Origin of the sequence: Noviherbaspirillum pedocola (assembly GCF_016632335.1) — a bacterium.
GTDB lineage: Bacteria > Pseudomonadota > Gammaproteobacteria > Burkholderiales > Burkholderiaceae_D > Noviherbaspirillum_A > Noviherbaspirillum_A pedocola.
This window is the reverse complement of sequence record NZ_JAEPBG010000015.1, coordinates 117655-135410: the sequence shown is the minus strand read 5'-3', so window position 1 is coordinate 135410 and position 17756 is coordinate 117655. Positions and strand designations below refer to the sequence as shown.

The following is a 17756-nucleotide window of genomic DNA, read 5'->3' as shown; positions in this document are numbered from 1 at the left end:
CACCCCCCCGACCTAATTGAAATCGCCGTGATCCACCACCCCCCCAACCTTGATGAAATCCTCGACTCCGCAGACTCTTCTCGGAAGGCGGGCCAGACCCTCGCTGAGCTCATCGTTTCTATTGACGGACAACTCGCAAAGATCGACCACGCGCTCAACAAATTGCAGCCTTCGAAGACCGGAAAGCTTCGAATAACGTGGTGGAAACGGCGCGGTAAATTGGTGCCGACCGTTGTGAAGTGGATCTACGTGAAGCCGATGCAGAAGTGGCGTGCGGAGCGTGTGAATCTGGAGTCGTTCGTGCTGTCAGTACGGACTTCGGTCGAGTTCAAGGCCGACGCGCCAGCGGTGAAAGAACTGATGCGTCGGACCAAGGTGCTTCTGCAACTGCGCGTGCGGGCGCTGGAGGTGTTGCAAACATTTCAACATGTGGCAGAGCTACTTCATGCCAGTAACGAGGACAAACTGGCTAAGTTCAACGCGGATCTAAATGGACTGTTAGAAGTCCTTGAGAACCGAACAGATAATCCTGCCTCCGAGTCTGGCCCTTCCTCTCCCGTCTTGCTCGAGATGGAGCCTGAGGACGAGTGACTTCCACTGAGTCCTTTCCTTCCTCTTTCCCCCTTCACAAGCTCACAGCCGGGTCTGGCTCCTGGACCTGGCAGTTACCCTGACCCGTGTCAGAAGGCTTGGACGGCCTGGTCTCCGAGCGGGACTGGTTCGTCTCTGGGCAGTCATGGATTGCGTGACCCGTGTCATAAGGGCGAGGACTTGGCTGGCTCCTGTGGAGTTGGGCCTGCCTCGTCCGGCTGATCGATCTCTGTCCCACTCTTCTTTCTTTGCCCGGTGAAGTCGTGCATCGGGGCCGGCTCGGTGGCCGGCTGCCTGGTGCGATGGATGTGCCGGATGGGGAAGAGGGTAGTGCGGTTTTTCGGGCTGGCGCTTCCGTTGCTTGTTCCGGGTGCGGAAGTGGATGCGGTCGCCTCGCTTCTTTTCCGGGTGGCGCAGGTAGCGTGCTCGGCATCTCGGCCGGCTCCGCTTCTTTTTCCTCTTTGCCATCTCCTTTCCTTTTCCTCTTTTGCGCGCGGGCGAACTCGGGCCGGTCGTATCGCTGGCGCCGGATCTGCCGCGGAATGCTGTCGGTCGGGCCGGCTGCTGCGTTGGTCCCGGAGTGCCGCCATCCTCCGATCTGGTCGGGCTCGTCTCCTTCTCCTGACTCCTCGCTCCTGGTTCAACTACGTTTCACCACTCGCAGTGATCCTGACCCGTGTCATAAGGGCGCGTCTCCGGGACGGGCCTGCAGCGGGCCATGCCCCGGTCCGGTGCTGGTTGTCCCTGAGGCGAGGACAGGCGATCAAGGCGATTGAGGCGAGGACGGGCGGGTCTCTTGTCCGCGGTGCTGCACTGGCCTTCCTCTTGTTCGGTCATCCGGGCGGCTCTTTTCCATGCGGCGCGCTCGGGTGGCGCTCGGGTGGCTCTTGTCCTGCCGGCGCAACGGGCTATCCGCTCACCTTCCTTGCCGGGCTCTTTTCCATGTGGCGCACCTCGCTGGCTGTGTCCCCGCTTTCCGGCTGCCTGGCCTGTCTCTTTTTTCTCTCTCCTTTCTATCCCTTGCCGCCGCGCGCCGCGCTCGTTTCCGGCCCCGGTTCCGCTCCGAGCTTGGCCAGCGCCGGACTCTCAGTCATCCTTGGCCGATCCCTGCCTCCCAGCCGTGCCGGTCAACGGCGCCCCTTCCTCGATCGCTACCCGGTTCAGCGGTGCTTCACCGTCGCTGACTGCGTGACCAGTGTCATAAAGTCCTGCCCCTGAGCCGGGAGTGCCGTGCCTTACTCGATCGCTCACCAAGTTCAACTGCGTTTCACCTGCCGCTGACCGGCTGACCAGTGGCAAAAGGCCGGGCCTGTCACCGAGCACCAACCCACCGACGGTCAGGGGGAGGCGGGGATCCGATGCGTAGCGCTACGTGCGGGGTAAGTCCTCTTTCTTGCCCGGTTAGGTCGTGATCTAACGTCCATCGGGGAGCGGGCGGCCCGCTTAGGTATTGCGCTCCGGGTCCGCTAAGAGGCAGGGACATCCTGTGTGAACACGAGTGCTGGAGCAGGGCCGAGCCGTGTGAACACGAGTGGCTGGAACTGGCGCTGGCTCTCTTGTTGATGCAAAGCCTAGCCGTGTGAACACGATGTCAGGGACTGGCCGTTCCTCTCTGCCTGGTGCGCGGCCGAGCCGTTTGAACACGATGGCCGAGATTGCCGCTGCCTTTCTTGCTGATGCGGGACCGAGCCGTTTGAACACGGGTTCCGTACACTGGCCAGTCGTTCGGCTTCCATGGTTCCGCTCACGCGCGACCTTGCTTCCATGCGCAGTGGCGTTCTGGATCAACCGACCAACAGAGGCTGTCCTGTCTTGCCGGTTGCGAGCCGGCTTCAAGCTGCGTGGGTGTGGCCTGGTGCCGTGGGTTTACGCCGCTGTCCTCGGCATAAATGCTTGTGTCGCCACAAAGTTTATCGCATCCCGTTCGGCATAAATCGTTGTGCGGCTCGCCATGCCCGATGGGGCTCGCATAGCGCCGGGGTTCGCCCTCTTCCCGGCATAAATCGTTGTGCGCTGGACGCATCACTACATAACACGCACGGATAATTGCCGTTGCTCACCCTAAATACATGTGGTATAGTGGGCATAAATAGTTGTGCCGCAGGCTGTGTCCCTTGCCATGCTGCCGGCTATCGTGAACCCCGACCACATCGCGATGAGGGGGGATTTCGAAACCGTGGTACAGGCCTCATAGAAGAGGCGAGGAAGAACAAGCATGGAACAACAGAACATCGTCCTGACGACCGAACAGCGCGGCATCATCAAGAGCAACGCCCCTTTTCTGGTTGTGGAAGCCTTCGCCGGCGCGAGCAAGACCTTCACGCTGGTGCAGTACGCGCTGGCCCGTCCCTACGAGAAAATGCTCTACGTGGCATTCAACAAGGCGATCCAGATGGAAGCCCAGGCGAAGTTCCCGCCGAACGTGCAATGCAAGACCACCCACTCGCTGGCGTACCCGTACTCCGGCCGGATGTACAGCCACAAGAACGGCACGCTGCGCCAGACCGACATCATGCGGTTCTTCAACGTGCCAGTGCTGGAGGCGACCCACCTGGTGAACACAATCGAGCGCTTCCTCGCTTCGGACGACGGTAAGATTCTCGCCCGCCATCTGCCGCCCGAGGTGCCGGCTGCCTACCGCGATGTCATGCTGGACTTTGCGAAGCGGGTGTGGACAGAAATGAAGAACGTGGACAACACGATCATCCGCATGCCGCACGATGGCTATCTCAAGGTGTACCAGCTCTCCGGCCCCGACCTGTCAACGCGGTATCAGGCGATCCTGTTCGATGAATTCCAGGATGCGAATGCCTGCACCGCCTCGATCTATGTCAATCAGCGCTGCAAGAAGGTGCTGGTAGGCGACCGGCACCAGTCGATTTACGGCTTCCGGCATGCCACGCGCGCCTTCGACGCAATCCCGGGCGAGCCCGAGCGCCATTCGCTGACGCACAGCTTCCGGTTCGGCAAGGGGATCACGAATGTGGCGAACCACCTGCTGAAGTGCTTCAAGAACGAGCAGCGCAACATCGTCGGCCGCGGCGTGGCCGAACTGACCCATGCACGCGCCGACAGGTCCCGCCAGTACACGATCATCTGCCGCACCAACGCCAAGGTGTTCGCCAATGCGGTTGCGTACCTGAACACGAAGAAAGTCCATTTTGTCGGCGGCATTGACGCCTACCCGCTGGGCAAGCTGCTCGACGTCTTCCAGATCTGGAACAAGACGCCGGACGAGATTGCCGATCCTTTCTTCCGCACGTTTGCGGACCTCGATACGCTGGAAACCTATGCGCATGCGGTGGACGACAAGGAAATCATGTCGCTCATGAGTGTGGTGAAGGAATATAAAGACAATCTGCCGGGCTTGGTTGCGGCGGTCCGGGCGCAAGTCTGCGAGAACCGCGACGAAGCCGATGTGCTGGTTTCGACCGTGCACCGCTCCAAGGGCCTGGAATATCAGCAAGTGGTGCTGGAGGATGACTTCGAGGAGTTGCTGACCGAGAGCGGCCAGATCCGCGACATGTCGGGCGACGAGCTGGAGCAGGAAGTCAATATCCTCTACGTTGCAATCACCCGCGCCAGCCATGCGCTGGAAATGAACCAGAAGCTGCGCGCCTTCCTCGATGTGTGGAAGCAGGTTCGTGCCGGCGAGCCAGCCGCCGCCCCGGTCGCGGCCACGGCGACTGCGCCGGTCGCGCTCAAGGAAGCCGATCAGGTCATCCAGGCAGCCAAAACCAATGCCGCCGCTACGCCGGTTCCGGCTCCGGTCGATCCGAAGCTGGCGCTGGAAAGCGGGATCGAGAAATTCATCGTCCTGCACGGTAAGCTCGACGAGAAGATGATCGCCGAAAAGCTGAACGTTCCCGTGGAGGAGGTTGTCGGCACGATCGTCAAAATGATCAGCGAGGCGCGGATCTGCATCAAATTCTGGGAACAGAATCCCGTGGTGCTCGGCGCGTTCAAGGCCCACTATAGGATCGCCTGAGCATGGCGAAGGATGACTTTGTGCGGATCATTTATCCGAAGACGGTCGATGGCAGGAAGAAGCGCACATCGATCTCGGTCGATCCGGACCTGTACCACGTCTTCACGATCATTCGTGGCTCGGTGCCTGCAGCGCGGGCACAGCTGCGTACCTGGGCGATCGATGTGGATTCCCAGCGCACCGACGAGCTCGCCCGCATCGGCGCGTCGCGCCTGGTCGCGCGCCGGGTCATGGCGGAAATCCGCACGCTGGTCGAGCGCGGCCTGAAGGTGACACACGTGCACGAGCCGAGGGAGGCACTTGCCGACACGTCGAAGCGGGCAGCGCGGCCGGGCGGTAAGGCATGAGTCCGCTGCGCACCTTCAATATCTGCCTGCTCGGTATCGCCACGGCCGGTGTGATCTGGCTGGCGCGGCATCACCAGTGGCTGTATGCGACCCTGCTGGCGCTGGGCGCGTTCATCGGCTGGCCGCTCGTCTTTGCCTGGTTTTTCGGCGAGCACATGACTGTCCAGAGAGACGGGACAGAATCGAAACGAAATTCACCGAACAAAAAGGGAAAAATATGATCGCGACGCTTAAGGGGATGCTGGCGCAGAAGACCGGCCTGACCAGGCTCAGCCTGCATGCGGTGAATGCGGGCGCCACATTGCTTTCGGTAGGGCCATTCCTGCCAGCGAACCTGCATCAGTGGCAAACGCCGCTCATCTACGCTGGCGCCGCTGTCACCGCGGCAGGAACGCTCGGCTTTCTTTTTTCGTATCGCCAAGCCAAGGCGGCGCTCACCCGCCTCGACGCATAATGCACCCCTGACCTCAATTGGATTGTGCAATCCAATATCGACATGATCATTGCTCTCGACACGGAGTTCACCGCTTTCCATAACCCGCGCCTCATTTCGATCGGGCTCGTGGCCGAGACTGGGGAAGAGTTCTATGCGGAATTGGCGGTGCCACCGCACGAGTGCTCCGACTTCGTCAGGGAGACGGTGCTGCCGCTGCTCGGGCAGGATCCACTGGCGGTATGCCAGGATGACTACGAGCTGCGCACGCGCCTGCTAACCTGGTTGCGGATCATCAGAGGGCGCGAGCCGATGCAGATCGTGTTCGACTTCACCACGGACTGGGCTTTGTTCGCCGCGGCCGTGGGCACTCCTGTTCCCGACTTTTGCATCCCGCGCCCCTTGCGTGACGTCGAACAGCACGAACTGCTGCTCTATGACTTTTGGCGCAGGAATCCTGAATTGCACGAGCATCACGCGCTCCACGATGCGCGGGGCTTGCTCTATTCGATCCGGCTTCGCTGATTGGATCGGGCAATCCACTGGTGCCGTAACCCGACAATTTCCTTCACGCCCACTCTCGGGTTCTGGCTGCAAAAAAGACAATTTTCTGACGCCAAACGGTCGCGTTGTCCTACTGTCATCCCGCCACGGCAGAGCTATGCTGAAAGCACGCTATATCGCGTAACAGTCCCAAAGGAGGCGCATCATGAATGAAGACCAAATCAAAGGCGTGGCCAAGGATATCGCGGGCAAGGCGCAGGAAACCGCTGGCCAGATCACCGGCAGCAACAAGCAGCAGGCCAAGGGCATCGCCAAGCAGGTCGAAGGCAAGGCGCAGAAGGCCGTCGGCGATCTCGAGGACGCAGCGGATAACCCGCAGAGGAATCGCTAACGCAGCGGCTTGACGTCCAGCGCGGCGGCTCCCAGGCGCCGTCGCGGCGGACGACAGTTCTCCATTCCGGGCATGCCTTGCAACAGGCACGCCCCCAACAATGCAGGAGGAGCTATGAATTTCGTATGGTTGATCGTGGTAGGGCTGATCGCGGGCTGGCTGGCCGGCATGCTGGCGGGCGGTGTCGGCTTCGGCATCCTCGGTGACATCATCCTCGGCATCCTCGGCTCGTTCGTCGGTGGATACCTGTTCAATGCGCTCGGTGTCTCTGCCGGCGGCGGTACCCTCGGCACCATCATCGTGGCCACCATCGGTGCAGTCGTACTGGTAGTGCTGATGCGCCTGATTCGACGGGTCTAGCGCGCATCACAGCGCTACACGGATTGGATTGCACAATCCAAATCGCCATCACCTGGAAAGCCTCGCATCGCGGGGCTTTCTGCTTTTGTAGGTGCGCACTGCCTGTTGCTTGTTGTTTGCGTGGCAGAAGTATGTCGCCCCCATCCTTTGCCGAACGGACAGCCGACCGCCTATACTCCACTGTACAAAAAAACAGTTATCCGGTTTGCAATGTCAGAGCTCGTCAACCTGTCGGAATTACACACGCTGGTGCCTGTCGTGTGGCCATTGCGGCCCAGAGGACCCAGCACCATTCCGGCGTTCGAGGTCAAATGCCCGGCAGGATTTCCGAGTCCCGCGGCCGATTTCGTTGAGTCGGGCCTGGACCTGCACGACTACCTGGTCAAGCATCGCGCGGCGACCTTCATCTTTGATATCTGCGGCGACAGCATGATCGGCGCGGGCATCTTCGACGGCGACAAAGTGACGGTCGACCGATCCCTCGAAGCCAAGCACGGCCAGATCATCGTCGCCATCGTCAACGCCGAGCACACGATCAAGCGACTGTGGATCACGGAGGCCGGCATCGAACTGCGCCCGGAAAACCCCTGCTATCGCCCGATCCGCTTGCGTGAGGCCGAAGAACTGTATGTCTTTGGCGTGGTCACCGGCGTGATTCGCAAGCTCGTATGAGCGCGTCGCTGGCTGGCGCACCAGTGTTCGCGCTCCAGGACGGGAACAACTTCTACGTCTCGTGCGAGCGCGTCTTCAATCCCCGCCTGGAAAACAAGCCGGTATGTGTGCTTTCGTCCAACGATGGCTGCGCAATTGCAAGAAGCAGCGAGTGCAAGGCATTGGGCGTGAAAATGGGCGACCCCCTGTTCCAGCTGCAGGATCTGGTACGCCGGCATGGCCTGATTTGCCTCTCCAGTAATTTCGCGCTCTATGGCGACCTCAGCGCACGCGTCCTCGAAGTCCTCTCGCAGTTTTCGCCAGACATCGAGCCGTACTCAATTGACGAGAACTTCGTACGGGTGGAACGGATGCGGCTGCTGTGGCCAGACCTGACCCAGATGGGCCAAGCGATGGTCGCCCGCGTCAAGCAGTGGGTGAATATTCCGACCTGCGTTGGCTTCGGCACCTCGAAAACAATGGCTAAGTTGTCTAACCACGTAGCGAAAAAAAACCCGCAGTTTGGCGGGGTTTTCGATTCCACTTCGTATCCGGCAAAAGAACTGGGCGCCTTGCTGGCCACGATCAGCGTTGGGGAGGTGTGGGGCGTTGGGCGGCGCATCGCGGAGAAGCTCAACGCCATGGGCATCCACACGGTGCAGGACCTGCGGCAGTCTTCGCCAAAATTCATCCGGTCCCATTTCTCGGTGGTGATGGAGCGTACCGTGGCCGAGCTGCAGGGCATCTCCTGCCTCGATCTGGAAGACGTTGCGCCGCCAAAGCAGCAGATCATTTCCAGCAAAAGCTTCGGCACGATGGTATCGACGCAGGAAGAACTGGGTGAGGCGCTGACCTCGTATGTGACACGGGCTGCTGAGAAGCTTCGCGCCCAGCGCTCCGTGTGCGGCGCCGTGCATGTCTTTGTCATGACGAACCGGTATACGACGCGCGATCCGCAGTACTGCAACGGCATCACCATCCCGCTGCCCAATCCGAGCGCCGACACGATGGCGCTGGCTGGCGCTGCGCTGGCAGGCCTCAAGGCAATCTATCGCAAGGGGTACGCGTTCAAGAAGACCGGTGTGATGCTGCTGGACCTCTCGCCGGCGGGCATAGTGCAGGGATCGTGGTTCGACCAGGTCGAAGTGCAGAGCCGGCAATCTGACGTGGTGATGGCTGCGCTCGACAGCCTGAATGCCCGCTTCGGGCGCGACACCGTGACCGTCGCCGCGGCCGGCACGCAGAAACGCTGGGTCGCGCGAGCGGAAAACCGGACGCAGCGCTTCACCACGCGCTGGACGGAACTGCCAAAAGCCTACGCAAAATAATCGGACATACAAGGCTCGGCTACGCATTCTCGCGTTGGATGGTGCGCTTAACGAGATCGCGCTTGCTAATGCTGGCTTTATGCAACAGAGCGATGGCTATACAATCGTTCTTGTTGCTGAATGTTATGGAATGGGGTACGTTTCCGACAGGAAATTTATAATTACTACCATCCCATCCAATGAGACTTTCATTCCGCACCAAACTTTTCGTCCCGCTCATCCTCAGCTGGGTTTGCCTGCTCGGCATCATGACAGTCAATGTCTACCGCGATCGGGCGCTTCGCCTCGAGGAGCGCAAGACGCAGTTGCATAATGCCGGCGATATGGCGCTTTCCGTCACCAAGGAATATGCGGCCATGGCGGCAAGCGGCGTATTGACCGAAGCCGAGGCGAAGAAACAGGCTCTGCTGCGCATCAAGGCGCTGCGCTATGGCGCGACCGGTTACATCACGGTGATGTCGCCGAGCGCAGTGCTAATGCACCCGCTCAAGTCCGATCTGGACGGCACCGACCCGGCGAAATTGAAGGATCCGAACGGCAAGGCGCTGGGCATCGAGGGCATCCAACTGGTCCAGACGAAAGGCGAGGGATTCACCACCTATGAATGGCCCAAGCCGGGAGCACAGACCACGAAGCCGCAACCGAAGATTTCCTTCAACAACGGCTATCGCCCCTGGGATTGGACTTTCCAGACCGGCACCTATATCGATGATCTGGACAACGCCTTCTATCATGACCTCACCGTCTCGGCTGCCATTCTTGCAGCGGTCGGTCTGGTGCTGTCCGGCCTCGTGGCGCTAATCGTTCGCAGCGCCTTGCGTTCCATCGGCGGCGACCCGGCCGCGGCAGCCGAGATCGCTCGACAGATCGCCGCCGGCAACCTCGAAGTCGAAGTCCCGATGAAGGGTAATGATCAAGCCAGCCTGATGGCCGCCATGAGCACCATGCGCGACGGACTGGTCCACATTGTCAGCCAAGTACGTCAGGCGACAGATGCAATCACAACGGCCTCCGGTGAAATTGCCTCGGGCAACATGGACCTGTCTTCGCGCACTGAGCAACAGGCCTCGGCGCTGGAAGAAACGGCCTCGTCGATGGAGGAGCTCACTTCCACGGTACGTCAGAATGCCGACAACGCGCGTCAGGCCAACGGCATGGCGAGCACCGCAAGCGGCATTGCGGTCAAAGGCGGCGAGGTTGTGGCCAAGGTGGTCGGCACAATGGACGACATCCACGCGGCATCAAAGAAAATCGTTGACATCATCGGTGTGATCGATGGCATCGCCTTCCAGACCAATATCCTGGCGCTGAATGCGGCGGTCGAAGCGGCGCGCGCCGGCGAGCAGGGCCGGGGCTTCGCCGTGGTGGCCAGCGAAGTGCGCAGCCTGGCGCAGCGTTCGGCTTCCGCAGCCAAAGAAATCAAACTGCTCATTGACGACTCGGTGAGCAAGGTCGATGCCGGCACCCGGCTGGTGGGCGAAGCGGGGACGACAATGACGGACGTCGTCGAGAGCGTGCAGAAAGTCACCGACCTGGTGGCCGAGATCAGCGCGGCCAGCAGTGAGCAGACCACCGGCATCGAGCAGGTAAACCGCGCAATCACGGACATGGATAACGCGACGCAGCAGAATGCGGCGCTGGTGGAGGAGGCCGCAGCCGCAGCGCAAGCAATGCGCGAGCAGGCGGCCAATCTGTCCGAGCTGGTCAGCGTCTTCAAACTGCAGGAAAAAGGGCAAAGGAACACGGCGGCCCATGACCAACACACCGGCAGGCAGGTCTCCGTAACCAGTGCTACTCCCGCCAAGAAGAGAACGCCCGCTACGACGCTGGCCTCGCGTGTACCGTCTGGCGCAGGTGGATCGACGGGCGGCGATTGGGAAGAGTTCTAGGCAGCGTTCTAGGCAGCGTACCGCCCGAAGGCATGTGGAAATGGGGAAGGATGCAACTCCTTCCCTACCTATTCGTAACGTCCATTCCAGCCGTTTTGGAATGTGCGGCCAGTATTGGATTGTGCAATCCAATATAGCGCCAATCACTACTCGCCGTTGCCGTGGCTGTACTTCCTCAGGAAGTATCCGTAGCTCTTGTACGCGGCAATCCAGTTGGTACGAAAAGCATTGCGCGCATCGGCCAGCGACATCTCGCCCCGGCATACCGCCTTGTACAGCGCGAATTCCAGCTGATCCTTCTTGTCCGCACCCCACTCCGAATTGCGCGGCTGCGGCCACAAATTATTCGGGTCGGTCGGATTGCCTCCCACCGACAGCGGCACCAGATGATCTTCCTCGTAATCAGAAGGGCGCGTATCCGCGTAGCCGTACTCGCGGATCTGAATCTTCTTGAGCTTGTTGGTGTAATAGGCCGGAGGCCGAACCGTCTTCGTCCAGCCCTTCACGCAAACGGTCTGGTGAATGTTTTCCTGGGTGACGTCCGGATTGAGCGCGCCGGGCGTCCGCGATGGATCGGGCAGATCTCCGGCGAGCGCGGCCGCCGAGAAAAACAGGGCCGCGATACCGCATAAGGCTTTTGCTGTGTGCATGCGATTCCATGAAAGTGGTGATGATTCCTGGCCCCGAAGGGCAGACGCCATTCTGACAGCACCGTTCAGAAAAAGAGTCTGTACGGCAACATTTTTCTTGCTCGCAGTAAATACGAGGCGTATTATGCCCCCTTGTTATGTCGTGTTTCCTTAACTGGATAGCGACGCATGGCGCCGGATGCGGCGCTTCCACTGGTGATGGAGCAAGGATGAACACTGATACGAATGACGCCTTTCTGATACGGCCCGGACAAACCTGGCAGGAAACGAACGCGGTTTCAGGCAGGCGGATATGCGTCGTCGACAGGGTGCAAGGCGATGTCGCGCACCTGCGCACCGTGTTCGATGAGGGTTATATCGGCCGCGTGGAAAGCGTCGTGCGTCTACAGACGCTGCTGAACAATCCCGCGCAGTGGGAAATGCTCCGTCGCCCCGAGTGCCCAATTTGATGCCGTAACTCCTTAATCACTGCTATCAACGCATGCCTTAAACCTTCAACGACGATTGCCATGAAAACCCGTATCCTCACCCCCCTGATCGCAACCCTTGCTTTGGCTGGCTGCGCCGACACCCTCAAAGATGTGAATCAAGGCCTCGCTGGTCTGAACCAGTCGCTCGCTGCGGTTACCGGTACGCCGGTCCCCACCGCGCAACGCATGGCGATCGCGCCCCGAGCGCCTCAGCCTACGGCCGAGCAGCAAGCCGCGCTGATGCGTGCGCTACAGGCCAATTTCGCCGACAAGCGCCTGACTGCCGCGGTTGCCGAAGCCACGCCCAACATCAAGGCCGTAATCGAGAAGCGTGCATGCGGCGCGATGGATGGCGCAGGTATTTATTCGGCCCCTGGCAAAAACTGGGGCGACTTCTTCCCGTCGCCGATGGTCGCGACGCGCTACCACAACAGGGGCGCCTGCATGACCGTGGCAAGGATTCACGGCTGGCAAATGCAGGCGATGAATGCGCTTTCCTTCGAAGTGATCTATCTGGCCGACGACAGCGGCGAATCAGCCAAACAGGCGCATGAAGTCGTCAAGCAGCCGGACGGTGCATGGATGTTTACCCACTGACGCGCTCACTTCCCCCATTCTCCCCCTCTGGCGCCGGCATCTGACCTTACCGGCGTCGATCTTTCTTCCTGTATGTGCCGTGCCCCGGCCGCAATTCCACGGCAAATTGTTTCTCTACAGATACATTTCTTCTTGCCAATAAAATATACGTAACGTATTATTCCCCGGTGTTATGTATGGCTTGTCAGCGAGGGAATATAACGATGTGGTTCAAGAATCTGCAGTTGCTGCGGCTCAGGCCGCATTGGGACATGACCGCGGAACGGCTTGCCGGCTTGTTGGCCAAGCAGACGTTCCAGCCGTGCAGCGGCCTTCAGGCCGAGTCGATTGGCTGGATCAGCCCGCGCGATGACGGACAGCTGGTCTACGCGTTCAACCGCCAGTTCCTCATTTCGCTGGCCATCGAAAAGAAGAACCTCCCGGCCTCCACCATCAAGCAAAAGGTGAAGGAAAAGGCTACCGCGCTGGAGCAGCAGCAGGGCTTCAAGCCGGGCAAGAAGCAGCTCAGGGAAATCAAGGAACAGGTCATTGACGACTTGCTGCCGAAGGCCTTCCCGGTGCGCTCCACCATCAACGTCTGGATCGACCCGGTTCACGGCTGGATCGGCATCGATACTTCCGCCTCGGCGAAAAGTGAACTGGTGCTGAAATACCTGCTGCTGACCATCGAGCAGGTGCCGATCGCCGGTTTCCGGCTGGTGCGATCGCCCACCTCGGCCATGACGGAATGGCTCTCCAACGACGAGGCTCCCGGCTTTTTCACCGTGGACAACGAGGCGGAACTTCAGTCGAATAACGAGGGCAAGGCGACCGTCAAATACACCCGCCATTCTCTCGACGCCGAAGACATCCGCAACCATATTGCCGCCGGCAAGCAATGCCTGAATCTGGCCATGACGTGGAACGACAAGATTTCGTTTGTCCTGTCCGGCAATACCACGCTCAAGCGCATCCGCCCGCTGGACGTCCTCAAGGGACAGAGCGAAGCGGCCAACTCGGACGAGGCCTTTGATTCCGAATGGGCGCTGATGACCGGCGAACTCAATGCGCTGCTGGGCGCGCTGATCGACGCCCTTGGCGGCGAAGTGCAGGAAGATCTGGCGGCCTGAGATGAAGCAACGCACGACCCATTCCCGCGAAGCGGATAACCCCGCGCCGATCAAGGCGATCATGACCGCGCCGCCGATGACGCAGCAGCAGTTCGATCACATCAAAAAACAACGCTCGGACGTGCGGCGCCGCATCGAGGAGGCGCATGACGCACGCACCCTGCGCCAGTCCACTTCTTCTTTCGACGCATGAACTGGCACGACCCCGACAGCGAACCCGTCGATTCGAAACGGTGGCCGCAAGCGCAGGAGGAGCAGCAGATTCAATCGCTGCTCGACCAGCATCCGAAGCTTTTGACCGTCTTGCGGCCCTGGTTCATTACGTTCAATCCGAGCTATGGCGGCGCACGCGGCGAGTACCTGTTCTTTTTCTTTGATCCATTCCCGGTGGAGGATTTTCCCGTACTCAGCCCAGTAGAAGACCACGAAATCGTCAGCCACTACGCCATTGGTGGCATGGCTTATGAGGCGGGCTATGCCACCGCCGAGGAATACCTCACGCACATGATCCGGTGCTCCGGCCTTGCCAATGCCGTCATCGCCGACGCCCGCATCGCAGGACACCACTAACCCCCTTTCTTGTACGGTTCCATCCACACCATGCAAATGCTCACCCAAGACCACAACAAAACGCTAGCCAGCAACGCAGCCAACGACGAGAAGCGGGGAGGCCGTTTCTCGCTCGGAGAATTCCTCAGAAATACCAGGCGCTCAATGAAGGGACCGACCGGACGCCCGATGTCGATCGCCGATATCACGCGCCGCAGCGCCTTGTCCCTGCCGGTACTGAGCAAGCTCGAGGCGGGAAAGATCGAGAACCCCCGGTTCACCACCATGATCGAGGTCTCTCGCGGCTATGGCCTGCCGTTCGACACGCTGGCCGGCTTCTTCGAAAGTCGGGCCGCCGCCGCACGGGCAGCACAGGCTGCACAGGCCGCAGAAGCGAACTAGGGCGCATTACACACGCCTGTCATGCATATCAAAGGGCCAGAACAACCGCAAGGTCTGGAACCTTCAACTCATTAAATAGGAAACCATCATGTTCAATACCCACAAGGCAGCATCCTTCACCATGAAGCAAAACGCCGTTCTCGTCGCACTCCTCGCCGGTCTGGCGCTGTCCGGATGCGGCGGCGGCGGTGGTGGCGATTCATCGGGAAGCAGCACCTCCGGCGCCAGCGGCACCAGCAGCACCAGCAGCAACGCCGGCAGCGGAAGCAACACGCCGTCGACGGTCACGCTGGCATCCGCCATCGCGGTCGATCCGGTCACTTCGGTGCCGGCTGCGACGTATCAAGCTGGGTCCGAAGAAGCGCAAATCTTCCAGGACTTGAACAACCTGCGCGGCGCGATGGGAATCGGCTTGCTGCAACAGAATCTGAAGCTGGATTTTGCTGCGGGCAATCACCGTCACTTCCTCGAATCGCATAACCTGTACCAGAACGCGACTTATCTGCACTCTACGTTCAACGGCATCCTCGGCCCGCACTATGAAGATGCGGCGCTGCTCGGCTTCACCGGTCAGGCTCCGGCGGATCGCGCTGTCTTTGCGCAGTACACGGGTACGGTCGCGGAAAACGTCACGGTCAATACGCCGGCTGGACAGTGCGTCAGCAGCCTGGCGAACACGGTCTATCACCTGATCTCGCTGGTGAACTGGTATCGTGAAGTCGGCATCTCCGTCACTCCCGGCAAAGTCTGCACGATCGAACTGGGGCACGACGCGGCGAACGGCATGAAGCCGCAGCTGCCGAAAGCCGGTTCGGTTTCGGTCCTGCCGGCCAATGGGCAGACGGGCGTCGATCCGACGTTCTTCAACCAGATGGAAGTGCCGACCCCGGCCGCGGATATCGGTGCTGGCACCGGTGTCGGTCATCCGGTGCTGGTGAACCTGTATTCGCAAGGTGCGGAAACGCTGGCGCCGACGGATATTGGCGTCATCTCCTTCTCGCTGACCCGCGTGAGCGACGGTGCGAAGGTGGACGCGCGTATCCTGACGGCTCCTGGTGTGCTGTCGATGGGTGCGGCGCTGACGTCTGATGCCAACATCACCTCCAACGGCAACCTCGTTCTGCTGCCAACCAGCCCACTCGACGCTGGCACGACCTACAAGGTCACCTTCGTCGGCGCGGTGAAGCAAAGCCCGGTCGCCAAGACCTGGACCTTCTCAACGAAGTGATTCTGCTTCCGGACCCGTCAGGGTTCATTTCCACCAAGGCTCGATCTCCGGATCGGGCCTTTTTCTTTTGTCGGTTAGAAAACGCAGACAACGGCGTCTGCCGATAGAAAACCGGTTGGGTGCGTTGCCGCACCGAGTTCTTCCTACCCAATACGGAAAATGACAAGCGTGGGGGATATTTTTCAACAGGCTCGTGGTGACGTCACATGGCAGCAGTACTCGTCGTTGAGGACGATAAGGACCTCAGGGAAATCATGGCAATGCTGCTGGAATCCTTAGGGTTCAAGGTATGCGCTGCCTGCAACGGCGTCGCGGCGCTACGGTGCATCGCCTGTTCGAGGCCTGACGTTGTGGTGGCGGACTGGGCCATGCCGGAGATGGATGGCGTGACGCTTGGCCGGACGATCCGTGGTTGGCCGCCGGGACAACGCATCCCGGTATTGTTGATGAGCGCCGGGTATACCGAGCGCCAGGCGCCAGCGGATGCGTACGATGCCTTCATGGAAAAACCACCGCGCATCCCGGAGCTGGTAGCCAAGGTCACGGAGCTAGCCGAAGTGGGCGTTCGCTAAGCGGACCATATCGAACTTTTCATTGCCGATGTTGTCTTTAGGCACGTAGTAGATGATATGGTTACGACTGAGCTTTGAACGCCCCGCAGGCAGAGATGCCAGCGGGGTTTTTTGTTCTGCGCATGCTGATTCCATCGAAACCGCTCCGCGATCGGAAAACGCACAATTCCTATAAAAATGAAAATTTCAAATACGGGCGGCAAGTATTATTTATTGGCCGTGGCGCTGGTGCTCGCTACTGCGCTGGGGCGGTATGAACTCGCTCCCGTTCTCGGCAACCGGGTGCAGTACATGCTGTTTGTCGTCCCTGTCAGTATCTGCGCCCTGTACGGCGGTTTCCGGCCGGCTGTCTTTGCCACACTCCTTTCCGCCGCCGTAGCACTCTTCTTTTTCGTCGAGCCGATTTTTACCTTCAAGCTCGGCAATCTCACAGACGCCCTATCGCTCTCGTCGTTTTTACTTGTCAGCGCCGTCATCAGCATGCTGGGCGAAAGGGTGCAAAGGCTGACACGCAACCTTGATGCCGCAAACAAAAGTAAAGACGATTTCCTCGCCATGCTGGCGCATGAACTGCGCAATCCGCTTGCCGGCATCACGACAGCGGCGGAACTGCTGAAGTTTATCCAGACCGATGCACAGCGCATCGACCAGACCAGGAAAGTGATATTGCGGCAGACAGCCCAGATGACCACACTGGTAGACGACCTGCTCGACGTTTCGCGCCTGACACGTGGACTGATCATCCTGGAGAAGAAGCCCGTCGATATGCTCTCCGTTGTGCAGGACGCCGTGCACCAGACGCGCGGACATGTTGACGACAAAATGCAGCGGCTCACGCTGGCGCTGCCGTCCGAGCCATGCTGCGTGATAGGTGACTACGCACGCCTGGTGCAGGTTGTTGCCAACCTGCTCAACAATGCTTCCAAATATACCCAGCAGGGCGGACAGATCCAGTTGCGGGTGAACGTGGAAGGCGAGCAGATCAGGGTGGATGTCAGCGATAACGGTCGTGGCATGCCTGCGGAATTGCTATCGAAGGTGTTTGATCTGTTCGTGCAGGAAGAGCTGACGCCGGATCGCTCCAAGGGCGGCCTCGGTCTCGGACTGGCCATCGTCAAGAGCATCGCGGAAAAACATGGCGGCACGGTGTCGGCACGAAGCAGCGGTCCTGAGCAGGGCTCTACCTTTACGATCTGCCTGCCGCGCTGTGACCCGCCAACGAGCGCTGCCACGTCGCCGGCAAATGCCGCACCGGTTTCAGCCAACCCTCCGGCCCCCAATGCTGGAAAGGCGAGCCTGAATCTGCTGGTGGTCGATGACAATGCGGACCTCGCGCAGAGCTTGGGCATATTGCTGCAAGAGCGCGGTCACAACGTGACAGTATGTGCTACCGCTCGCGCGGCACTGGATTGCGCATTTGCAGAAAACTTCGACGCCTTCCTGCTCGATATCGGGTTGCCGGATGTGGACGGGTATGAGCTGCTCCGCATGCTGCGCCAGAGCCCGCTCGCCACAGGCGCGAAGTTCATCGCGCTCACCGGCTTCGGCCAGGCGACGGACAAGGCACTCGCGCAAGAGGCCGGCTTTGATTTTCATTTCACCAAGCCAGTTGATACCGACAATTTGTGCGACACGTTGGCTCGCCTATATGCATTCCGCAGGAGTGGACTCTAGGATGAAGTTCGTTGTCGCAGTGA

Annotated in this window: 21 protein-coding genes; 20 read left to right on the top strand and 1 reads right to left on the bottom strand. The window is 60.0% G+C overall.

What is annotated here, in order from left to right; all coding sequences use genetic code 11:
• Positions 1 to 27 precede the first annotated feature (27 nt).
• The 11 genes from JJB74_RS25280 to JJB74_RS34000 all read left to right on the top strand — a co-directional run bounded on the left by JJB74_RS25280 (position 28) and on the right by JJB74_RS34000 (position 10482).
• Complete coding sequence (locus JJB74_RS25280; protein WP_200596706.1) at positions 28 to 591, top strand: hypothetical protein; 564 nt, start codon at positions 28 to 30, stop codon at positions 589 to 591.
• Between the two features lie 2215 nt (positions 592 to 2806).
• Positions 2807 to 4579, top strand: coding sequence for a UvrD-helicase domain-containing protein (locus JJB74_RS25275; RefSeq protein WP_200596703.1), 1773 nt, complete (start codon positions 2807 to 2809; stop codon positions 4577 to 4579).
• 2 nt (positions 4580 to 4581) lie between these two features.
• A complete protein-coding gene (locus JJB74_RS25270) occupies positions 4582 to 4926 on the top strand; it encodes a hypothetical protein (protein ID WP_200596700.1) in 345 nt (114 codons plus the stop codon).
• The gene (locus JJB74_RS25265) at positions 4923 to 5147 is read left to right on the top strand and encodes a hypothetical protein (protein ID WP_200596696.1); all 225 of its coding nucleotides are present in this window, start codon (positions 4923 to 4925) and stop codon (positions 5145 to 5147) included. The genes JJB74_RS25270 and JJB74_RS25265 overlap by 4 nt, the downstream gene beginning before the upstream one ends.
• Entirely contained in the window at positions 5144 to 5380 is a 237-nt protein-coding gene (locus JJB74_RS25260) for a hypothetical protein (protein ID WP_200596695.1), read from the top strand. The genes JJB74_RS25265 and JJB74_RS25260 overlap by 4 nt, the downstream gene beginning before the upstream one ends.
• A 42-nt stretch (positions 5381 to 5422) precedes the next feature.
• Entirely contained in the window at positions 5423 to 5884 is a 462-nt protein-coding gene (locus tag JJB74_RS25255) for a 3'-5' exonuclease family protein (protein WP_234484841.1), read from the top strand.
• 184 nt (positions 5885 to 6068) lie between these two features.
• Positions 6069 to 6254, top strand: a complete 186-nt coding sequence (locus JJB74_RS25250; RefSeq protein WP_200596692.1) for a CsbD family protein — start codon at positions 6069 to 6071, stop codon at positions 6252 to 6254.
• 114 nt (positions 6255 to 6368) lie between these two features.
• Complete coding sequence (locus JJB74_RS25245) at positions 6369 to 6614, top strand: GlsB/YeaQ/YmgE family stress response membrane protein (RefSeq protein ID WP_200596689.1); 246 nt, start codon at positions 6369 to 6371, stop codon at positions 6612 to 6614.
• Between the two features lie 210 nt (positions 6615 to 6824).
• Positions 6825 to 7286: a LexA family protein gene (locus JJB74_RS25240; RefSeq protein WP_200596686.1), complete on the top strand. Its 462-nt coding sequence runs from the start codon at positions 6825 to 6827 to the stop codon at positions 7284 to 7286.
• The gene (locus JJB74_RS25235) at positions 7283 to 8593 is read left to right on the top strand and encodes a Y-family DNA polymerase (protein WP_200596683.1); all 1311 of its coding nucleotides are present in this window, start codon (positions 7283 to 7285) and stop codon (positions 8591 to 8593) included. The genes JJB74_RS25240 and JJB74_RS25235 overlap by 4 nt, the downstream gene beginning before the upstream one ends.
• A 179-nt stretch (positions 8594 to 8772) precedes the next feature.
• Entirely contained in the window at positions 8773 to 10482 is a 1710-nt protein-coding gene (locus JJB74_RS34000; RefSeq protein WP_200596680.1) for a methyl-accepting chemotaxis protein, read from the top strand.
• Positions 10483 to 10628: 146 nt separating this feature from the next.
• On the opposite strand, the gene JJB74_RS25225 is transcribed toward JJB74_RS34000, so the two are convergent.
• Positions 10629 to 11132, bottom strand: a complete 504-nt coding sequence (locus JJB74_RS25225; RefSeq protein ID WP_200596678.1) for a hypothetical protein — start codon at positions 11130 to 11132, stop codon at positions 10629 to 10631.
• 209 nt (positions 11133 to 11341) lie between these two features.
• Here JJB74_RS25225 and JJB74_RS25220 point away from each other — a divergent pair, with 209 nt between their 5' ends.
• From JJB74_RS25220 to JJB74_RS25180, 9 genes are all read left to right on the top strand, one after another.
• Entirely contained in the window at positions 11342 to 11581 is a 240-nt protein-coding gene (locus JJB74_RS25220; protein WP_200596675.1) for a hypothetical protein, read from the top strand.
• A 60-nt stretch (positions 11582 to 11641) separates the two neighbouring features.
• A complete protein-coding gene (locus tag JJB74_RS25215; protein WP_200596672.1) occupies positions 11642 to 12199 on the top strand; it encodes a hypothetical protein in 558 nt (185 codons plus the stop codon).
• Between the two features lie 203 nt (positions 12200 to 12402).
• Entirely contained in the window at positions 12403 to 13308 is a 906-nt protein-coding gene (locus JJB74_RS25210) for a recombination-associated protein RdgC (protein WP_200596671.1), read from the top strand.
• Between the two features lies 1 nt (position 13309).
• Positions 13310 to 13501 carry a hypothetical protein gene (locus JJB74_RS25205; protein ID WP_200596668.1) on the top strand — a complete coding sequence of 64 codons (192 nt, stop codon included), beginning with the start codon at positions 13310 to 13312 and terminating at the stop codon, positions 13499 to 13501.
• Positions 13498 to 13878, top strand: a complete 381-nt coding sequence (locus JJB74_RS25200) for a hypothetical protein (protein WP_200596666.1) — start codon at positions 13498 to 13500, stop codon at positions 13876 to 13878. Before JJB74_RS25205 ends, JJB74_RS25200 begins: the two co-directional genes overlap by 4 nt.
• 30 nt (positions 13879 to 13908) lie before the next feature.
• Positions 13909 to 14259, top strand: coding sequence for a helix-turn-helix domain-containing protein (locus JJB74_RS25195; RefSeq protein ID WP_200596664.1), 351 nt, complete (start codon positions 13909 to 13911; stop codon positions 14257 to 14259).
• 88 nt (positions 14260 to 14347) lie between these two features.
• Positions 14348 to 15487 carry a hypothetical protein gene (locus JJB74_RS25190; RefSeq protein ID WP_200596661.1) on the top strand — a complete coding sequence of 380 codons (1140 nt, stop codon included), beginning with the start codon at positions 14348 to 14350 and terminating at the stop codon, positions 15485 to 15487.
• 206 nt (positions 15488 to 15693) lie between these two features.
• Positions 15694 to 16059, top strand: a complete 366-nt coding sequence (locus JJB74_RS25185) for a response regulator (RefSeq protein WP_200596658.1) — start codon at positions 15694 to 15696, stop codon at positions 16057 to 16059.
• Positions 16060 to 16236: 177 nt separating this feature from the next.
• Entirely contained in the window at positions 16237 to 17733 is a 1497-nt protein-coding gene (locus JJB74_RS25180) for an ATP-binding response regulator (protein ID WP_200596656.1), read from the top strand.
• Positions 17734 to 17756: the final 23 nt, after the last annotated feature.

Bases quoted from the DNA above. Each gene is read 5' to 3' on its own strand.
- JJB74_RS25275 (WP_200596703.1), top strand. From the start codon at position 2,807: ATGGAACAACAGAACATCGTCCTGACGACCGAACAGCGCGGCATCATC.
- JJB74_RS25270 (WP_200596700.1), top strand. From the start codon at position 4,582: ATGGCGAAGGATGACTTTGTGCGGATCATTTATCCGAAGACGGTCGAT.
- JJB74_RS25265 (WP_200596696.1), top strand. From the start codon at position 4,923: ATGAGTCCGCTGCGCACCTTCAATATCTGCCTGCTCGGTATCGCCACG.
- JJB74_RS25260 (WP_200596695.1), top strand. From the start codon at position 5,144: ATGATCGCGACGCTTAAGGGGATGCTGGCGCAGAAGACCGGCCTGACC.
- JJB74_RS25255 (WP_234484841.1), top strand. From the start codon at position 5,423: ATGATCATTGCTCTCGACACGGAGTTCACCGCTTTCCATAACCCGCGC.
- JJB74_RS25250 (WP_200596692.1), top strand. From the start codon at position 6,069: ATGAATGAAGACCAAATCAAAGGCGTGGCCAAGGATATCGCGGGCAAG.
- JJB74_RS25245 (WP_200596689.1), top strand. From the start codon at position 6,369: ATGAATTTCGTATGGTTGATCGTGGTAGGGCTGATCGCGGGCTGGCTG.
- JJB74_RS25240 (WP_200596686.1), top strand. From the start codon at position 6,825: ATGTCAGAGCTCGTCAACCTGTCGGAATTACACACGCTGGTGCCTGTC.
- JJB74_RS25235 (WP_200596683.1), top strand. From the start codon at position 7,283: ATGAGCGCGTCGCTGGCTGGCGCACCAGTGTTCGCGCTCCAGGACGGG.
- JJB74_RS34000 (WP_200596680.1), top strand. From the start codon at position 8,773: ATGAGACTTTCATTCCGCACCAAACTTTTCGTCCCGCTCATCCTCAGC.
- JJB74_RS25225 (WP_200596678.1), bottom strand. From the start codon at position 11,132: ATGCACACAGCAAAAGCCTTATGCGGTATCGCGGCCCTGTTTTTCTCG.
- JJB74_RS25220 (WP_200596675.1), top strand. From the start codon at position 11,342: ATGAACACTGATACGAATGACGCCTTTCTGATACGGCCCGGACAAACC.
- JJB74_RS25215 (WP_200596672.1), top strand. From the start codon at position 11,642: ATGAAAACCCGTATCCTCACCCCCCTGATCGCAACCCTTGCTTTGGCT.
- JJB74_RS25210 (WP_200596671.1), top strand. From the start codon at position 12,403: ATGTGGTTCAAGAATCTGCAGTTGCTGCGGCTCAGGCCGCATTGGGAC.
- JJB74_RS25205 (WP_200596668.1), top strand. From the start codon at position 13,310: ATGAAGCAACGCACGACCCATTCCCGCGAAGCGGATAACCCCGCGCCG.
- JJB74_RS25200 (WP_200596666.1), top strand. From the start codon at position 13,498: ATGAACTGGCACGACCCCGACAGCGAACCCGTCGATTCGAAACGGTGG.
- JJB74_RS25195 (WP_200596664.1), top strand. From the start codon at position 13,909: ATGCAAATGCTCACCCAAGACCACAACAAAACGCTAGCCAGCAACGCA.
- JJB74_RS25190 (WP_200596661.1), top strand. From the start codon at position 14,348: ATGTTCAATACCCACAAGGCAGCATCCTTCACCATGAAGCAAAACGCC.
- JJB74_RS25185 (WP_200596658.1), top strand. From the start codon at position 15,694: ATGGCAGCAGTACTCGTCGTTGAGGACGATAAGGACCTCAGGGAAATC.
- JJB74_RS25180 (WP_200596656.1), top strand. From the start codon at position 16,237: ATGAAAATTTCAAATACGGGCGGCAAGTATTATTTATTGGCCGTGGCG.